Source organism: Sphingopyxis sp. 22461, assembly GCF_052044915.1.
In the GTDB taxonomy this organism is placed as follows: Bacteria; Pseudomonadota; Alphaproteobacteria; order Sphingomonadales; family Sphingomonadaceae; genus Sphingopyxis.
This window is the reverse complement of sequence record NZ_JBQENY010000004.1, coordinates 248822-265910: the sequence shown is the minus strand read 5'-3', so window position 1 is coordinate 265910 and position 17089 is coordinate 248822. Positions and strand designations below refer to the sequence as shown.

The following is a 17089-nucleotide window of genomic DNA, read 5'->3' as shown; positions in this document are numbered from 1 at the left end:
TCATGCCCGGCAAGAAACCCCGCCGCGAAACGCCCGCCGATCGTTCGGCCGCGAAGGCCGCGATACCGCTATGCCGGTACGAAGAACTGGCGATGCGTGAGAATCGCCTGCGGCAAGCGGCCGCGAAACAAGAGCCTGGCGACTAGATTCGCGGGCGCGAGCGGGCGTCAGCCTTGCGGAATGCCCTTCATATTCGGCAGGTGATGCGCGATGCCCTTGTGACAATCGATGCAGGTCTTCTGGCCGGTGCCGAGATAGAGCTGGTGAATCTGTCCGGCGCGCGGCGACTGGCGGGTGAGGTCCATCGAATCATATTGATGGCAGTTGCGGCATTCGAGCGAGTCATTCGCCTTCAGCCGTGCCCATTCATGCTTGGCGAGCTCGAGCCTTTTGTCGAGGAACTTCTCGCGCGATTCGATCGATCCGAAAATCTTGCCCCACACCTCCTTCGACGCCTGCATCTTGCGGCCCATCTTGTCGGTCCAGTTATGCGGGACATGGCAGTCCGAACAGACCGCGCGCACGCCCGAGCGGTTGTTGTAGTGGATCGTCGTCTTCAGCTCGGCGAACACATTGTCGTTCATTTCGTGGCAGCTGGTGCAGAATTGCTCGGTATTGGTCGCCTCCATCGCGGTATTGAAACCGCCCCAGAAGATGATGCCGGCAATGAAGCCGCCGAGCGTCAGAAACCCCATGCTGAAGTGGAGGCTGGGCCGCCATACCGTCGTCCAGAAGGGTTTGATCCAACCCCAGACGCGCGTCCATATCGTGCGAAGCCGCCCCCCGATCATGGCTTCTCCTCCTTCGCCAATGTGGTGTTAAGCCCCTCGTACCGGTTCCCGACCAGAGGTTCGGCGTCGGTCTGGACGACATGGCACTGAACGCAGAAATAGCGGCGCGACGAGATTTGCTCGAGGACCTTGCCGTCGCGGGTCAGATAATGCGCGTCGCTGACCGGCGGCGCCTGGAATTTTTTCGCGGCCGACCGCGTGTGGCAGAGCATGCAGCGGTTGGTGTTCACGGTGAGCTGGTAGTTGTCGATCGCGTGCGGGATCGTCGGCGGCTGCATCTCGTAATTGACCGGGCGGATGCGGTCGAAATTCTCGACCCGCGCCATCGGCAGCGGCGAGGCTTCCTTGTCGATCGGGACGCCGCGGCGCATCGCGTCGATCTGTCCGGCCGCGGTGATGACGATCGGCGCGTCGGGCGCCTTGCGCGGCGTCTCCTCATGCTTCGATCCGCACGCGGCGAGGCCCAAGGCGACGATCAGCGCGACGAACGTGCGGACCCGCTTCATGCCAGCACCACCTTGACCGCGCATTTCTTGAAATCGGTCTGCTTGGAGATCGGGCAGGTCGCGTCGAGCGTCGTCTTGTTGATCAGCTGCGCGGCGTCGAACCAGGGGACGAAGACCAGCCCCACCGGCACGCGGTTGCGGCCGCGCGTCTCGACCCGGCTGCGCATCTCGCCGCGGCGCGAAATCACCTTGACCTCGTCGCCGCGCTTCAGCCCGCGCGCCTTGGCGTCGTCGGGGTTCATAAAGACGACCGCCGAGGGGAATGCCTTATAGAGTTCGGGGACGCGCATCGTCATCGACCCCGAATGCCAATGTTCGAGCACGCGCCCGGTCGCGAGCCACAGATCATAGTCGGCGTCGGGCACCTCGGCGGGCGGTTCGTAGGGCAGCGCCCAGATCACCGCGCGCCCATCCTTGTTGCCATAGAATTGCCAGTCGGTTCCCGGCTTCACATAGGGATCGCTACCTTCCTTGTAGCGCCAGCGCGTCTCCTTGCCGTTCACCACCGGCCAGCGCAGTCCGCGTGCCTTGTGGTAATCGTCGAACGGCGCGAGATCGTGGCCGTGGCCGCGCCCGAATTCGGCATATTCCTCGAACAACCCCTTTTGCGGGTAAAAGCCGAATACCGCGGCCTCGTCATTCGCATAACCCGCCTCGACCTCGCCCGGCGCGAAGCGATCGACCTTGCCGTTGCGATAGAGCACCTCGAACAAAGTCTTGCCCTTATACCCCGGGTTGGCGGCGAGCAGGTCGGCAGGCCAGCATTCGTCGGTTGTGAAGCGTTTGGAAAATTCCATCAGCTGCCACAGGTCCGACCGCGCCTCGCCGGGTGCCTTCACCAGCTGATGCCAGAACTGCGTGCGCCGCTCGGCATTGCCGTATGCGCCTTCCTTTTCGACCCACATCGCGGTCGGCAGGATCAGGTCGGCCGCCTGCGCGGTGACGGTCGGATAGGGGTCGGAGACGACGATGAAATTGTCGGGGTTGCGATAGCCCGGATAGCCCTCATTCTCGAGGTTCGCCGCCGCTTGCATATTGTTGTTCGCCATCACCCAATAGGCGTTGAGCTTGCCGTCCTTCAGCATCCGGTTCTGTTCGACGATATGATAGCCGACCTTGTCGACGATCAGCCCGTCGGGGAGTTTCCAGATTTCCTCGGCATGCTTGCGGTGCTCGGGATCGGTGACGACCAGGTCGGCGGGCAGGCGGTGCGAGAAGGTGCCGACCTCGCGCGCGGTGCCGCACGCCGACGGCTGGCCGGTGAGCGAGAAGGGGCTGTTGCCCGGGGTCGCGATCTTTCCGGTCAGCAGGTGAATATTATAGACCATATTATTGGCCCAGGTGCCGCGCGTGTGCTGGTTGAAGCCCATCGTCCACAGCGACATCACCTTGACCTTGGGGTCGGCGTAAAGTTCCGCGAGGTGCTTGAGCCAGCCCTTCTCGACCCCGCTGAGTTCGGCGGCATAGTCGAGCGTGTAGGGTTCGACGAACGCCTTGAACGCGTCGAAGTCGATCGGGGTGCTGCCCGTCGGGTCCTTCGAATTCTTTGCTTTCAATTCGAGCGGATTGTCGGGGCGGAGGCCATAGCCGATGTCGTCGTTGCCGCGCTTGAAGCTCACATGCTTGGCCACGAAATCCTCGTTGACGCGGCCGGTCTGGATGATGTGGTTCGCGATGTAATTGAGGATTGCGAGGTCGGTCTGCGGCTTGAAGATGATCGGGATGTCGGCAAGGTCGAAACTGCGATGTTCGAAGGTCGAAAGCACCGCGACCTTCACATGATCGTGCGACAGCCGCCGGTCGGTGACGCGCGTCCAAAGGATCGGGTGCATCTCCGCCATGTTCGAGCCCCAGAGCACGAACGCATCGGCGGCCTCGAAATCGTCGTAGCAGCCCATCGGCTCGTCCATGCCGAACGTCCGCATGAAGCCGGTGACCGCCGAGGCCATGCAGTGGCGCGCATTGGGGTCGATATGGTTCGAGCGGAACCCCGCCTTCATCAGCTTGTTCGCGGCATAGCCTTCCCAGATCGTCCACTGGCCCGACCCCGCCATGCCGATCCCGGTGCCGCCCTTGGCCTTCAGCACGCGCTTGAACTGCGCCGCCATCACATCGAACGCCTCGTCCCAGCTGACGGGTTCGAAATCGCCGTCCTTGGCGAACTGCCCGTCTTTCTTGCGCAGCAGCGGCGTCGTCAGCCGGTCGTTGCCGTACATGATCTTGGAAAGGAAATAGCCCTTCACACAGTTAAGCCCGCGATTGACCTCGGCATCGGCGTCGCCGTGCGTCGCGACGACGCGCCCCGCCTGTACCGCGACCTGCACCCCGCACCCGGTGCCGCAGAAACGGCACGGCGCCTTCGACCATTTGACCTCGGTGGGGACGGGCGCGGTCGCGGCTTCGGCGAAGCGCGCCGGGACCGCGATACTTGCCGCAGAGGCGGCCGCGCCCACGGCACTCGCCCGGATGAAATCGCGGCGCGTCGTCATAAGCGGCCCTCCTCTTCGGCATGCGGCTGAAGGATGTCGCCGAGGGTGCTCTGCGGCTCGGCATGGTGATAGACGAGGCTGACGCCGACGACGCCGGGGGTCGCCTGAACCGCGTCCATGCACGCCAGCAACTCGCGGGTGCCGCCGCATTCGTGGAGCAGGATGCAGCGGCCCGCGTCGCGTGCGGCGATCTCGGCACCGGGAGTTTCCGCGACAAGCTGTTCGATCGACGCAAGCGCATCGGGGCGGTGGTGGACGATGAAGCTCGCGATATGGACCTCGTCATCCATCGGCCGCCTCCGGTGCTGACAAAGTGATGGCCGAAACGGGGCACACGCCGACGCACGCGCCGCAACCGGTGCAGCGCGCCGCATCGAGTTCGACGTGCGCGCCGCCAAGCGCCGGGCGGAAACCGATTGCGGCCTCGCCGCAGGCGTCGCGGCAGCTGAAACAGGTGACGCCGCTCTTCGCGAGGCAGCTCGGCGCGATATCCGCCCTGATCGTCCACGGCCCGGCGAGCGCGCCGTCGAGGGCTCCCGTGTCGCACGCTTCGACGCATTTCTCGCAAAACAGGCATTCGCCGCGCTGGGGGTCGAAAAGCGGGTATCCGCCGTCGCCGCGGTCCAGCACCTGTTCGGGGCAGGCGGCGATGCAATCGTCGCAGCTTGTGCAGAGATCGAGAAAAAGCGCTTCGGTGACGGCCCAGGGCGGCCGCAGCGGCGATGGCCGAGAAGGTTTCCCGCGCAGAAAGGCGCGGCGTTCGGGCGAGAATGTCGCCGTCCCCGTCATACCCCCGGCGGACCGTTCAGCAGCTGCCACATCCAGACCATGAAGCCATAGGCAGCCACCGTAATCACCGCGAGTACCGGAAACAGTACCACGGTCATAAAGAGGAAGAGACGCAGTTCCCTTTTTCTCGTCCCCGTATCAGCACCTTGCTTCATCGACGGTTCCCCCGTTCAATTGCGCCAGCTGTTCTATGGATTTAACAGACGATTACGCGTTTGACCATGCCGGTGCAGGTAAGCGGGGGCGTTTTTTGGTCCCCGCGTGCCGTCAGCACGATCTCGATCGACACTTGTTATGATCTGGAACGGATCGAGCGCGTTACGGAGGTTTTCGGACTGAAAGGGCAGGCCTCGGCGCCGTCGCTTTCGTAAAGATCATTTCGATGATAGTTTATGGAAGCCGTTCGCAAGTCTAAACCCTTGCCGATTGTGCGGGATAGGTCCGCAATGACCCGAGTTCGTGCCGGGCTCGATCGAGGGAGCAAAGCCGATGATAAAGCCGCTGGTTGCCGCCGCCGTCCTGACGGCGTTCGCTGTCCCTTCGCTGGCACAGGCCCCGATCCGCACCGAACGCGTGCAGTTCGCCAAGGGAGCCTCCTCCAAGACGATCAAGGCGTCGATCAAGGGGTATCAGACGGTCGACTATGCGCTGGGCGTGCGGGCCGGCCAGACGATGACCGTCTCGCTGACGACGAGCAATGCCTCGGCCTATTTCAACATCATCGCGCCGGGTGCCGACGCCGCGCTCTTCACCGGCTCGATCGACGGCAATCGCGCCAGCGTCCAGATCCCGTCGAGCGGCGATTACAAGGTGCGCGTCTACCTCATGCGCAATGCCGCGCGCCGGAACGAGACCGCCAATTACACGCTGACCATCGGTGTGAGGTGATCGTCTTTCGCGCGCTCGCGGCGCCCTATGCGCTGCGGTGCCCGATCGCGCTGCTTCGCGTTTGAAAGGGGAATTATTGGCATTGCATCTCATTCCCTTTGGTTTCGTGACTTTGTCGCTGCTTCTTCCTGCGAGCGCATTTGCGCAGGGCGCCCGGGCGAGCTCGCCCGTCGAACTGGCGCGGCAGGCCGAGCGGCTGAAACCGGGCGAATGGGTATGGGCGCCGAAGCCTTTCGCAAGGCTGTGCTGGGCGCGATCGTGCCGGGGACGACGATGCTGGTGACACAGGCGTCGGTGCTGCCCGCGAACGGCGGCAAGCTGACCGTGCTGGCGAGCCAGGCGGCAAAATGACCCGTGCATCGCGCGTCGCCGGCGTCGTGCTGGCCTTGCTGGTGATGCAGCCCGTGCAGGCAGCGCCCGCGCCCGTGCCGCCACCGCCCGATCAGCCGGTGATCGATTGCGCGCGCCCCGTTTATGCGATCGACACGATGATCTGCGACGACCGCGACCTCGGCGCGGCAAATGCGGAAGTGGACGGCCTTTTGGCGGGGCTGTCGTTCGCGGGGCTCGATCCCGGCTGGATCGAGCCACAGGCGGACTGGGTGCGCCGCCGCGCGCTCTGCGCGTTCCAGCCCGACGGGCGCGCCTGCGTCGCCGATGCGTTTGCCGAACGCCTTGCCATATTGCGGGCGTTGCGCGGGGCGGGCGGGGCGACTGCAACATGGGCACGGTGCCGCAGCACGAACTTGCCCGAAGAGGTGGCGGTGGAGCGGCGCCCGCCCGCGGTCCTCTTGCGCGGCGCAGGCGGAGGCGTCCGTGTGGTCGCCGTGGCGCCGGGGATGTCGTCGTGGCGGCCCTTTGTCGCGATCGAACGCGACACCGGCCGGCAGCTTGTGATGAAAGCGAAGGCCGCGCGGATCAGCTGCAAAATCGCCGCGGCGGTACGATAGGCAAAGGCGAGTTTTACCGCCCCCATTTTATGCGCGCCAATGTCCTGCGCCTATTTCGCGTCGGTCCGGCGGTAGCGGAACTACCAGAACTTATGTGCAGCCAGCTAAAATAGGCGGTCGGCTTGTGTGCGTGCGTGTGCGCGGCGCTTTGACGATTGCAGTCAATTTTGCAAACGAGATTCATTATCAATATAGTTGCGATCAATTCTCAATATCGTTAGGTGCGGCGCGAATCATCGAAAAGGGGTAAAGATGGCGCGTTCCGGTATCGGCCTTCCAGTCGCTATAGCTTTGTGTTTCCTGGCGGTTTCCGCCAGCGCGCAGGAGGCGGACGCGCAAGGCGCATCGATGCGCCGCGCCGATATCGTCGTCACCGGGCAGCGCGCCCACGACGGTGCGATCGCGTCGAAGGCCGACATCCCGGTGCTCGAAACATCGCAGGCGATCTCGATCCTGTCCGAGCAGCTATTGGAGGATCAAGGCGTGCGCCGGCTGGGCGATGCGTTGTTCAACGTCGCCGGGGTGTCGCGCAACAACACCTACGGCTTTTTCGACGGCTTCAATATTCGCGGCTTCAACGCTTCGACGGGCGCGACCTATCTCGACGGGCTGCTCGACGACACCGGCTATGGGACATCGGAAATGGCAGCGCTCGAACGCGTCGAGGTGGTCAAGGGGCCGGCGTCGGGGCTGTTCGGGCAGGGGCCGCTATCGGGCATCGTCAACCTCGTCAGCAAGCGGCCGCGTGACGACGCGTTCCTCGACATGTCGATCGCCGGCGGATCCTATGAGCTGTTCGAGATGCAGGTCGACGGCAACGCGCCGCTCGTCGCCGACGGCAGCCTGCTCGCGCGGTTGACCGCAGTCTATCGCGACCAGGATTTCTTTGTCGACTATTCGGGGCAGCGGCGGATTTTCCTCGCCCCCTCGCTGACGTGGAAGCCGGGCCCCGACACCAGCATCACCCTGCTCGGCCGTTATGTCGACGACAAGATCAACCCCTGGTCGCCGACGACCGCCTATGGCACCGCGCTGCCCAATCCGAACGGGCCGGTTTCGATCAAGCGCTCGATCAACGACGGCAAATATCCGGCGGTGCAGGACAATGACTATTGGAGCGTCGGCTATGTCGCCGACCACAAGTTCAGCGACGCGATCGCGGTCCATCAGTCGCTGCGTTATCAGGATTTCCACAATAGCTGGGACAATTGGCTGTTCGTCAGCAGCATCTCACCCGATTTCCGCTCGGTCGGCCGTTTCTATTACGGCCCGTTCGAGGAGAATGGCGAATATTTCCGCGTCGACACTAACCTCAGCCTGCGTTTCGCGACAGGACCGCTCAGCCATTATGTGCTGGCGGGGCTCGATTATGGGCATCGCGACAGCGACCAGACCAATCTCTTCGATCCGGGCCCCTATTGGCTCGACCTTTATAATCCGGTTTACGGCACGGTCAGCGCGCCCAATCCCGCGGTGCCCGGCACGACCTATGCCAGCGTCACCAAGCAGCGCGGATTCTATCTTCAGGACCATATCAAGGTCGGCGAGCGGCTGACGGTCACGCTCGGCGGGCGCTGGGACCGGGCGTCGAGCGCGATCAACAATAATGGCACCGCCAATCCCAAGGTGGTCGACACCGCCTTCAGCCCGCGCGCCGGCGCGACGCTGATGCTGGGCGAGGCGGTGTCGCTCTATGCGAATTATGCCAAATCCTTCAATCCGCAGGGCAGCTACCGCGCGTCCGACGGATCGACGTTGCCGCCCGAACGCGGCGTCAATTACGAAGCGGGGATCAAGGTGGCGCGCCCCGACGGATCGCTGCGCGCGATGGCGACGCTGTTCGAACTGACCCGCACCAACGTCGCGACCGCCGACCTCTCGCCCACCGCGCCGCCGAACACCTATGTGCTGACCGGCGAGCAGCGGACGCGCGGGATCGAGCTGGAGGGCGGCTGGCGCCCGCTGCCCGGGGTCGAGCTGACCGCCGCGTACAGCTATCTCGATGCGAAGGTCACCGCCGACTCCCGGCTGCTCGTCGGCGCGCGCCTGTCGAGCGTGCCGCGCCACATCGTCAACCTGTGGGGCCGCTACACGATCCAGCAGGGGCCGCTCGCCAATCTCGGCGCGGGGCTGGGGCTGCACCATGAAAGCAACCGGCCGGCGAGCACCGCTTCGGCAACCTCGACGCCCTTCTATCTCGATGGTTACGCGCTGGTCGATGCGGCGCTCTTCTATCGCTTCGACGACTGGTCGGTGCAGGCGAATGTCCGCAACATCTTCAACGAGCGCTATTTCCCGACCGCTTCGCTGACCCGCACGACGCCGGGCGAGCCGCGTACCTTCATGATCAGCCTCGCGCGGCGGTTCTGAACGATGGCGACCAAGGCATCCCGGCCCAAGGGCGCGAGCCGCTGGAATGTGGCGGCGCGCACGCTCGCGGCGATCCCCGCCAATTATGTGCTGACCTCGCTCGCCATTGCGTGCCTCGCGCGACTGCTTCCGATGCGGCCCGAGGAAGCGAGCGTCGCGGCGACGCTCTTTTCCTTCGCGCTGTTCGCGGTGCTCGCGCTGACCGCCTTCGCGGTGCGTTCGGTCGCGCGGCTCTGGTTGGCAATGGCCGGGGCGGGGCTTCTCCTCGGCGGCGGGCTCTGGCTCTCGATCGCGACGGGGGGGCGGCTGTGAAGGAGGGGCTCCGCCAATCGATGGCCTGGCTCCACACCTGGACGGGGCTCTTGCTGGGCTGGCTGCTCTTCGCCATGTTCGCGACCGGCACCGCGGCCTATTTTCAGGACGAGATCACCCGCTGGATGCAGCCCGAGGTTACGGGACGTCCCGATCCGGTGGCCGCGGCCGAGGAGGCGGTGCGTTTCCTCCAGACGACGGCGCCCGACGCGAAGCGCTGGTTCATCACGCCGCCGAACAGCCGGAGCGCGACGACGCAGGTGTTCTGGCAGCCCGATGGCGACCGCCCACGCGGCAGCCGCCGCGACACGAGCGCGACGCTGGACGGGCAGGGCCAGAAAATCGAGGCGCGCGAGACGCGCGGCGGGACCTTCCTCTATCGGTTCCACTTCGACCTCCATTATCTGCCGGTGATCTGGGCGCGCTATCTGGTCGGCATCGCGGCGATGTTCATGCTCGTCGCGATCCTGTCGGGGGTGATAACGCACAAGAAGATCTTCGCCGATTTCTTCATGCTCCGCTTTGGCAAGGGACAGCGCAGCTGGCTCGACGCGCACAATGTGACCGCGGTGCTGGCTTTGCCCTTTCACCTGATGATCACCTTCACCGGGCTGGTCACACTCGCGACGCTCTATATGCCGTGGGGAATCGCCGCCAATTATGCGAGCCCCGACAGCTTTTTCGACACCGTCTTCGCGCAGTCCGAAGAGGTCGGACGCAGCGGGAAGCCCGTGCCGCTTGCGCCCGTCGGGGCGATGATGCGCACGGCGTCGGCCGAATGGCATGGCGCGGGGGTCGGCTTTCTGAGCGTGTCGAACCCCGGCGATGCCACGGCGACGGTCTCGCTGACCCGCGCGCCCGAGGATGCGATCGGTTCGCGCGGGCCGCAACTGACCCTCGACGGCACCACCGGCCGGCGGCTCGACGCGAGCGTGTCCAAAGGCGCGGCGCTCGAAACCGAAAGCGTGATGATCGGACTCCACGCCGGACAGTTCGCCGAATGGGGTCTGCGCTGGCTTTATTTCCTGTCGGGGGTCGGCGGCACGATCATGGTCGGCAGCGGCTTGGTGCTGTGGACCGTCAAGCGCCGCGCGCGGCTTCCCGATCCTGAACGGCCGCATTTCGGCTTTCGCCTGGTCGAGCGGCTGAACGTCGCGGCGATCGCGGGGCTGGGGTCGGGGCTCGCGACCTATTTCCTCGCCAATCGCCTTCTGCCGCTGCGCATGGAGGCGCGCGCCGACTGGGAAGTCCACAGCCTGTTCCTCATCTGGGGGGCGGTGCTGATCTGGGCGCTGGTTCGCCCGGCGCGACGTGCTTGGATCGAAGCGCTTGCCCTCGCGGCGCTGCTGTTCGCGGCGGTTCCGTTCGTCAACGCGCTGACGACGCCGCGCAACCTGTTCGCGAGCCTTGCGGCGGGCGACTGGCTGTTCGTCGCCTTCGACGCCGTCATGCTGCTGCTCGCAGCGGGTTTTGGCTGGGCCGCGCGCAAGGCGGCGCGTCCGCGATCCGTGCGTGCCCCGCGCCGGGCAGCGCAAGCGTCTGACACGGTAGCGGCAGCATGATCCATTTCCTTGCCATCATCCTCGCGCTTTGCGGCTTTGCGCTTCTCGCCATCTCCATGCCGCGGCATCAGGCGAATATGGCGGGGCGCAAGCTGGCGCCCGCCGCAACCCGCCGCGCGCGTGTCAGCGGTTATGCGCTGTTGCTGCTGGTCTTCGTGCTTGACGGGTTTGCGTTCGGCGCTGGCTACGGCGCCGTCGCCTGGTTCGGGCATCTTAGCATCGGTGCATGGAGCGTGGTCGCCTGGCTCTGCATCTGTGTGTGGCGTGCGGATGCCGCTTCGACAAAAAGCGAGAGGTAGTCGCCATTTGATGATCACAGCGCCTTGCGGCTCATCCCTGTTGCAACCGGCCTGACGGAATCGGCTACCTCTGAAGTGCGAGCCGATACGCAATGGAAATGCCAAGGGCGCTACGATTCATCGCTATTATCCCAACCGGCGCTTCGCGTCGCCTGCGTTCAAATTCCCCGTCGAAACGCCCCGCTTCCGGCCTGCCTGAGCGAGAGCGAGGTCCGCTTTTCTCGGGGCAGCGATCCAGAGGAGACTGACTGCAGGCGGCCAGCCGCGGTTATCCGCATCGAGATCCAGCACGGTCCCAGCCAGCGATACTTGGCGCGGGTCGGATACGGATGCTGCTGTTCACCCCATCCCTCCGGCGACCGGATGGATTCTCGTCGGCAGGGATGATAGCCAATCCCCGGGAGGGGGCATCATTGGCAAGATGGCGGTATCTTTTCGCGTTGGCACTGCTTGCTGGCCCGAACGCCGCGCATGCCGACCACATCGCCGGATTGTCCGCTGACGGGCAATTGCTTCTGGCGGGCGACAGCGCCGGACGTCTGTCGATCCGATCGATCGAAACGGGTGGAGAGGTCGACCATGTCGATGCGGCGCCTCTTCGATGGAGGGGGCTTTCGGCGTCGCCCGACGCGGGGCAGGTTGTGGCGCTGGGTGCCGATGGGCAGGATCGTTTGCGGGTCCTTGTGTGGCGCCGTTCTACAAATTCCTTTCGCGTCTTCGACGCGCCCTTCGCCGATGGCGATCCGTCTCTTGTCGTCGCACCCGTGATATCGCCGGGCGGCGAGACGATGCTGCTTCGGCGCTCGTCGCGAGAACCGGGCTATTTGCTCGACACGGCCGATGGCCGGATTCTGGCAACGATCGGCAAGGTCGGTCCCTCTCCCTTCTCGCCCGACGGCAACTATCTGCTTTCGGAGACAGGGGACGGCAAGGGCGTGCGGATCCACAATGCCAGGACCGGGATCGAGGAACGGCTCCTGCAAGCGCCCGTGACCATCGGCGCCAGCCAGTTCCTCGATGATGGGGCCATCGTCGTGGCAAGCGACAATTGCGGAATATTGCGTCGCCGCATCGACGGCGAAGCAGAATGGACGCGGATTCGCGAGGCTGATGAGGATTGCGAATTCAGCGGTTTCGCCGAGGACGGAACCCATGTCGTGACCGCGATCGGCACCGGGTTGGGCACACAGCAGCTATCCGTTCTTTCGCTGGAATCCGGACAGCAGGCCTATGCCGCCGTGGCGAGGCCCTTCGCCCCTGTCGATGTCAATGTGTCTGCCGGTGCGTTGCTTTCCGACGTCGACAACCGCCCTCTGGTCCGGTCGCTTGACGGTCAGCGTACCCTCGAACTGCCGGTTGCATTCGCCAATTTCGACAATGTCTATCGTTCGCGGCTCGTCGCGCGAGGCCGGCTGCTCGCGATTGGTCGGGAAGGGCAGACCCAGATATTCGATCTGCGTAGCGGAGCGGAGCTTCTCTGTATTGATGGTGAGATCGCCTGCGATGTTGGCCGGCTGCGCGCCGCTTATGAGGTAGCGGTCCGAAGCGGGCGCCCTGTCGGTATCGTCGAAATCCTGACGCGTGCGGATGCCACCGAAGAGAGGCTTGGACCCCATTGGGCCGCATCGCGAACCAAGCTGGCGGAAGCCTATCTGGCGCTTGGCCGACGCGCCGATGCCCGTTCGATCCTCGAAGCGGCGATTGCCATGCCTAATGCCGAGAGCAGCGCTCGCGCGCGGATGACGCTGGCGTCAATGTTGAAGGACGACCGGGAACCGGTACGAGCAATGCAGCTGGTAGAGGCGCTGCTGGCCGACCTGGAGCGGGCGGGCGCGTCAGCCGCCAGAACCGAACGGGTCTTGCGCTATGATAGGCTTCGCATCGAGCTGGGGCCCGCCGATATCGAGGAGCTAGGGCCCTTTCTCGATCGCATTGGCGCCTCGAAGCATCCGGCGGGCGAGGTCATCGAGCTTGATGAGGCGCAATATCTCGAACTGAACAGGCTGTCCGATGTGACGAGCCTCACCGAGCTGGAAACGGTCGGTTTCGCGCCCGGGCTGGAAATCACCCGAAGCCGCTTGTCGCTGTTTCGGTTGACGGCCGAAACCGAAGCTCTGCGCGCATCGCTGCTCTTGCAGCGCAGCCGCGGCGAAGAGGCGCTCGACGGCCCGATCGCCGCGCTCGCGGCGCTCGACCGTTTTTCCACGCTCGTCGATAGAATCCTGCCGCTCACGGTGCGGGTCGGCCGATTGAACCTGCGCGCGGATATCTTGCGCCGCTTGGGCGATCTGCAGAGCGCTGTTGGCACGCGCCAGCTTGCGCTCAAAGCGCTCGAAAAGTCGGAAACCCCCGATCCGGTCCGCGTCGCCGAAGTCAGCCGGGCTATCGCGGAGGATCGTCTCGCGCTCGGTGCGACGGGCGATGCCGTCGACGATCTTGCCCGCGCGAAGGCCGCATTGCTGGGGAAATTGCCCGACGACTCGCTCGATCTGTTGACGACGATCGGTCTGGCGGCATCGGTTGATCTGGCGCGGCAAAGCCATACACCGATGCTGGAGACCGAAGTGGAGGGCGCAATAGTCGCCGGTCGTAAGCGCCTTGCGTCGCGGCGTTCGCCAGGCGCCGAGGTCGACTATCTGAGCCTCGCGCGGCTGTTCGAGGCCGGGATCGACATCCACTGGGCCAGATCGCGTCTCGCGCCGCTCACGGCGGCGACGAGCAAGCGGGCGGCGAACGCTCCGGTGCTGATAAGCCCCCGGCCCGAGGGATCGATAAGGAGCCTCGAATTTTCCGATGACGGAAGGATGCTCACAAGCCGCGAATATGCTCGCGAAATTTCGTGGAATGTCGAAGGTGCAACGTTCGCTTCAGCGCGCAAACCCGAATATGGCGACGTCCCTCCCGCGTTCGATCGCAATCTTCCCATCGAGTTCGGCGACGGGCACAGGCGCGCGCGGGTGGGGTTGCAGGCCATATCGATTGAAGATGATCGGACCGGTGCCTCCCGCACCATTCAGATGGGCGGCCTGGTAGAGGCGGCCGCCTTGTCTCCCGACGACGCGAAGATCGCGGTTAGCGGCCTCGACGGAAAGCTCCGCCTCTATTCGACCGAGAGCGGCGCGCTTCTTCATCAGCTTTCGGGGCATAATGGGACGGTTGTCAGCCTGGCCTGGAGTCCGGATTCCGATCTCCTGGCGAGCGGTTCCGCAGCGGGAGCCATCATCGTCTTTTCCGCTGAAACGGGTGGCGTGGCCGCCAAGCTGAGTGGGGATGCCTCCGCACAAGGTCATAAGGCGAAGATCCGGGCGTTCGGCTTCAGCCCGGACGCACGGAGCCTCTTCACGCTGTCGAGCGCGATTGGCGAGCGCGACGGCAAGGCGTTGCGGCAATGGGACAGCACCACCCGGCGTCTGATCGCACAATATCCCGCGGATCAGGACTCGGCCGTGATGGTTTCGGGTGACGGGCGGCGCGTGGCGGCGCTCGGATCGGACGGTATCGACATATTCCTGACCTCGAATCCCGACATATTGGAGCGCTCGGCGAAAATCCCTGGCGGTACCCGGCTCCGCGACGCGACGATTTCAACGTCCCGCGACGTAGGCATCGTTTCCGGCCTTTTTGACGGCGGCGGCACGGCGGCGTTCGAGATCGGTAGCGGAAAGCTGCTTTGGCGGCAGGACAAGGTCGACGGCGTCCTGCTCGCTGCCGATGCGAACGGTTCGCGCATTGCGGTTGCCGACATCCGCGGCGATGGCACGTTCAGGCTGCTGTCGGCCGACAGCGGGGACGAACTATGTTCAGCGCCGGTGAAGAAAATGACAGTAGCTTCGGGCGAGCCGGTCAGCCCATTTGGTGCGCTGGCCTTTTCCGCCGACGGGTCGGAAGTCGTCGGTTTGGGAATGACCTTTGCACCGGGTAGCCGCGGCGAACCGGCGGTCGCGAATCTTGCCCGATCGACGCGTTGGAGCGCGCAAGATTGCTCGGTCGTCGCAGATTTGGGAGGGAGTGCCGCCGCGCAGGACGAGCTTGCACAGGCTGAAGCCTTTGGCGGCCATGCATCAGCGGTCGCGGGCGTCATCGGAACCACCGAAGACCCCGTCTATGCGGTGCGCTTCTCCCCGGACGGCAAGCGGGCCTATGCCTTGACCCGGCAGAACCGGCTCTGGCTCTATTTCGCGGGCGGGGTTCGAGCACCTCGGCACCTGGCGACTTTCGTCGCGGGCGTCTCGGGGCTCGCCTTTTCGCCTGACGGCGCGCGCCTGGCTGTATCGAGCGAGAACGGGCTTTGGCTGTGGAACGCCGAAACCGGCGAATTGGAGGGCGAGGTGGGGCGCGAATGACGGGACGGCAGCGTATCTTTTGTCGCCAGACCCCCTGGCAAGGACGGCGCGCGGGCGCGCTGCTGGCATTAGCCGCGGCAAGCTTCGTGGCGGAAGCGCAGGAACCCGATCCTCACGCGATCGGCAAGGCGTTCGAATATGTCCAGCTGGCGACCCTTTCGGAATCGACGATCAATCTCAACGCAGCGACGGTGCTGGCGTCGCGCGGCGATGGCGAAATTGCCGTGTGGGAAGGCGAACGACAAGCCGCGCTTGCCGATTTGACGCGCGCCGAACGCGATTTCGAAGACGCGCTCGCCGCAAAACCCGACCCCGCTATCGGTAAGCAGGCCGCCGAGCGCCGCGCCGCGCTGCTGGTGGACATCGAGGCGATCGAGGCCCGGATTCGCGACCGCGATCCGGCCTATTGGGATCTCCTGCACCCCGAAGCCGTGTCGCTTACCGGATTGCAGCGCCTGCTCAATGCCGACGAGGCTCTGCTTCTGATCGTGACGTTTGAAAAGAAGAGCTACAGCTTTGCGGTCACCTCCAAAAGCGCCGGCTGGTCGCGCGTCGACGGCTATGGATCGCGCGAACTGAAATCGGACGTCGATGCCATTCGGTCCGGGATTCGGGAAGAGATCGACGGATATGCGGATCGCGGCACCGGCATCGATCTCGAACGCGCGCATCGCATCTATGCCAATCTGGTGGCGCCGGTCGAAAAGGATCTGGGGAGCAGGCGGCGAATCTTCACGGTGACCAGCGGACCGCTTTCAGCCTTGCCCCTCGGCCTCCTCCCCCGAACGCCGGCCCGGGAAGCCCCAGGCGCCGCATGGATGGCGGACGAGCGCGTCATCATGTCGCTTGCAACGGTTTCAATGCTGCGTGCGCAGCGCTGCCTGCTTGTCGACCAAAAGCATCGCCACACGGGCTGCGAGGCAGCTGGCGCGGGACGATCGGCAAGCAACTCACCGGGTTTGCAGGGGGAGGGCTTTCTGGGGGTCGGCAATCCGGCGATCGGGAAGCAAGACGTGCTTTCGGCCCAGCCGGCGAGCGTTCCCGGCGACTGGGCGACCCGCGGGGTCGCCAATCGCGATATGCTGATGGGGATGGCGCCGCTTCCGGGTGCCGCGGCTGAGCTGAAGATGGCCGCGCAATCCTTCGGCCCGGCTCGAAGCCGTCTGTTGATGGGAAGCGAAGCCGATGAGCGCAATGTCCGGGGCGCCTTGCGCGAAAGCCGGCCGCGTTTCATCGCCTTTGCGACCCATGGGCTGCTGGCGTCTCAGGCCGGCGGTCTGGCCGAACCGGGGCTGGTGCTGACCCCGCCGGCCAGCAATGTCCGATCGGACAATGACGGCTTTCTGTCGGCGTCGGAAATCGCGCAATTCCATCTGGCGCGCGCCGCCATCATTCTATCCGCCTGCAACACGGGAACCGAGGAAAGGGGCATCGCCTCGCGTAACCTCAACAGCGTCGCACGGTCGTTCCAGTTCGCCGGCGCGCGCGAGGTTATCGCATCGCATTGGAGCGTCGACGATGAAGCTACAGCGCGGCTGATGGAGATTTTCTTCAGGAAGATCGCCGCCAATCCCGCCCTGTCCGTTCCGGCCGCATTCCAGGAAGCGCAGGGCGAATTGCGGCGCGATCGGCGCTGGGCGTCGCCGGCCTTCTGGGCCTCCTTCTCGACTATCGGCGCCGATAATTGATCGAAGCATCTTGTCCCGTGGCTCGCCGGAAGGCCGCTATGTTCCCATATGCTGACGGGCTGGAACCGGCCAGTGCAGCCCGATGACCGCGGGCCGGGTCTT

General features: G+C 64.8%; 15 protein-coding genes and 1 pseudogene. 10 read left to right on the top strand and 6 right to left on the bottom strand.

Annotation, left to right across the window (positions count from 1 at the left end; genetic code table 11):
* Window positions 1-167 precede the first annotated feature (167 nt).
* From ACTJI5_RS08665 to napE, 6 genes are read right to left on the bottom strand one after another with little or no spacing between them, the layout of a single operon-like run.
* The gene (locus ACTJI5_RS08665; RefSeq protein WP_440860012.1) at window positions 168-791 is read right to left on the bottom strand and encodes a NapC/NirT family cytochrome c; all 624 of its coding nucleotides are present in this window, start codon (window positions 789-791) and stop codon (window positions 168-170) included.
* Window positions 788-1297 carry a nitrate reductase cytochrome c-type subunit gene (locus tag ACTJI5_RS08660; protein ID WP_440860011.1) on the bottom strand — a complete coding sequence of 170 codons (510 nt, stop codon included), beginning with the start codon at window positions 1295-1297 and terminating at the stop codon, window positions 788-790. Before ACTJI5_RS08660 ends, ACTJI5_RS08665 begins: the two co-directional genes overlap by 4 nt.
* The gene (gene napA / locus ACTJI5_RS08655) at window positions 1294-3786 is read right to left on the bottom strand and encodes a periplasmic nitrate reductase subunit alpha (protein WP_440860010.1); all 2493 of its coding nucleotides are present in this window, start codon (window positions 3784-3786) and stop codon (window positions 1294-1296) included. The genes ACTJI5_RS08660 and napA overlap by 4 nt, the downstream gene beginning before the upstream one ends.
* Window positions 3783-4076: a chaperone NapD gene (locus ACTJI5_RS08650; RefSeq protein WP_440860009.1), complete on the bottom strand. Its 294-nt coding sequence runs from the start codon at window positions 4074-4076 to the stop codon at window positions 3783-3785. The genes napA and ACTJI5_RS08650 overlap by 4 nt, the downstream gene beginning before the upstream one ends.
* Window positions 4069-4575, bottom strand: coding sequence for a ferredoxin-type protein NapF (napF, locus tag ACTJI5_RS08645; protein WP_440860008.1), 507 nt, complete (start codon window positions 4573-4575; stop codon window positions 4069-4071). The genes ACTJI5_RS08650 and napF overlap by 8 nt, the downstream gene beginning before the upstream one ends.
* Window positions 4572-4730: a periplasmic nitrate reductase, NapE protein gene (gene napE / locus ACTJI5_RS08640; RefSeq protein ID WP_082639611.1), complete on the bottom strand. Its 159-nt coding sequence runs from the start codon at window positions 4728-4730 to the stop codon at window positions 4572-4574. The genes napF and napE overlap by 4 nt, the downstream gene beginning before the upstream one ends.
* A gap of 334 nt (window positions 4731-5064) precedes the next feature.
* On the opposite strand from napE, the gene ACTJI5_RS08635 reads away from it, so the two are divergent.
* From ACTJI5_RS08635 to ACTJI5_RS08590, 10 genes and pseudogenes are all read left to right on the top strand, one after another.
* On the top strand, window positions 5065-5463 hold the full coding sequence (locus ACTJI5_RS08635) for a hypothetical protein (RefSeq protein WP_310251079.1): 399 nt from the start codon (window positions 5065-5067) through the stop codon (window positions 5461-5463).
* A gap of 91 nt (window positions 5464-5554) precedes the next feature.
* Window positions 5555-5692, top strand: a pseudogene (locus tag ACTJI5_RS08630) (L,D-transpeptidase); the annotation flags it as partial.
* Window positions 5680-5814, top strand: coding sequence for a hypothetical protein (locus ACTJI5_RS08625; protein ID WP_310251081.1), 135 nt, complete (start codon window positions 5680-5682; stop codon window positions 5812-5814). The pseudogene ACTJI5_RS08630 and the gene ACTJI5_RS08625, both read left to right, overlap by 13 nt.
* Window positions 5811-6413 carry a hypothetical protein gene (locus tag ACTJI5_RS08620; RefSeq protein WP_058538895.1) on the top strand — a complete coding sequence of 201 codons (603 nt, stop codon included), beginning with the start codon at window positions 5811-5813 and terminating at the stop codon, window positions 6411-6413. The genes ACTJI5_RS08625 and ACTJI5_RS08620 overlap by 4 nt, the downstream gene beginning before the upstream one ends.
* A 348-nt stretch (window positions 6414-6761) precedes the next feature.
* Window positions 6762-8783: a TonB-dependent siderophore receptor gene (locus ACTJI5_RS08615; protein ID WP_440860007.1), complete on the top strand. Its 2022-nt coding sequence runs from the start codon at window positions 6762-6764 to the stop codon at window positions 8781-8783.
* A 3-nt stretch (window positions 8784-8786) separates the two neighbouring features.
* On the top strand, window positions 8787-9095 hold the full coding sequence (locus ACTJI5_RS08610; RefSeq protein WP_440860006.1) for a hypothetical protein: 309 nt from the start codon (window positions 8787-8789) through the stop codon (window positions 9093-9095).
* A 20-nt stretch (window positions 9096-9115) separates the two neighbouring features.
* Window positions 9116-10657 (top strand): PepSY-associated TM helix domain-containing protein, encoded by a 1542-nt coding sequence (locus ACTJI5_RS08605; protein ID WP_440860005.1) that lies wholly within the window; start codon window positions 9116-9118, stop codon window positions 10655-10657.
* Window positions 10654-10956: a DUF3325 domain-containing protein gene (locus tag ACTJI5_RS08600; protein ID WP_058538899.1), complete on the top strand. Its 303-nt coding sequence runs from the start codon at window positions 10654-10656 to the stop codon at window positions 10954-10956. The genes ACTJI5_RS08605 and ACTJI5_RS08600 overlap by 4 nt, the downstream gene beginning before the upstream one ends.
* 329 nt (window positions 10957-11285) lie before the next feature.
* The gene (locus ACTJI5_RS08595) at window positions 11286-15299 is read left to right on the top strand and encodes a hypothetical protein (protein ID WP_440860004.1); all 4014 of its coding nucleotides are present in this window, start codon (window positions 11286-11288) and stop codon (window positions 15297-15299) included.
* Window positions 15296-16987 carry a CHAT domain-containing protein gene (locus tag ACTJI5_RS08590; RefSeq protein ID WP_440860003.1) on the top strand — a complete coding sequence of 564 codons (1692 nt, stop codon included), beginning with the start codon at window positions 15296-15298 and terminating at the stop codon, window positions 16985-16987. Before ACTJI5_RS08595 ends, ACTJI5_RS08590 begins: the two co-directional genes overlap by 4 nt.
* Window positions 16988-17089: the final 102 nt, after the last annotated feature.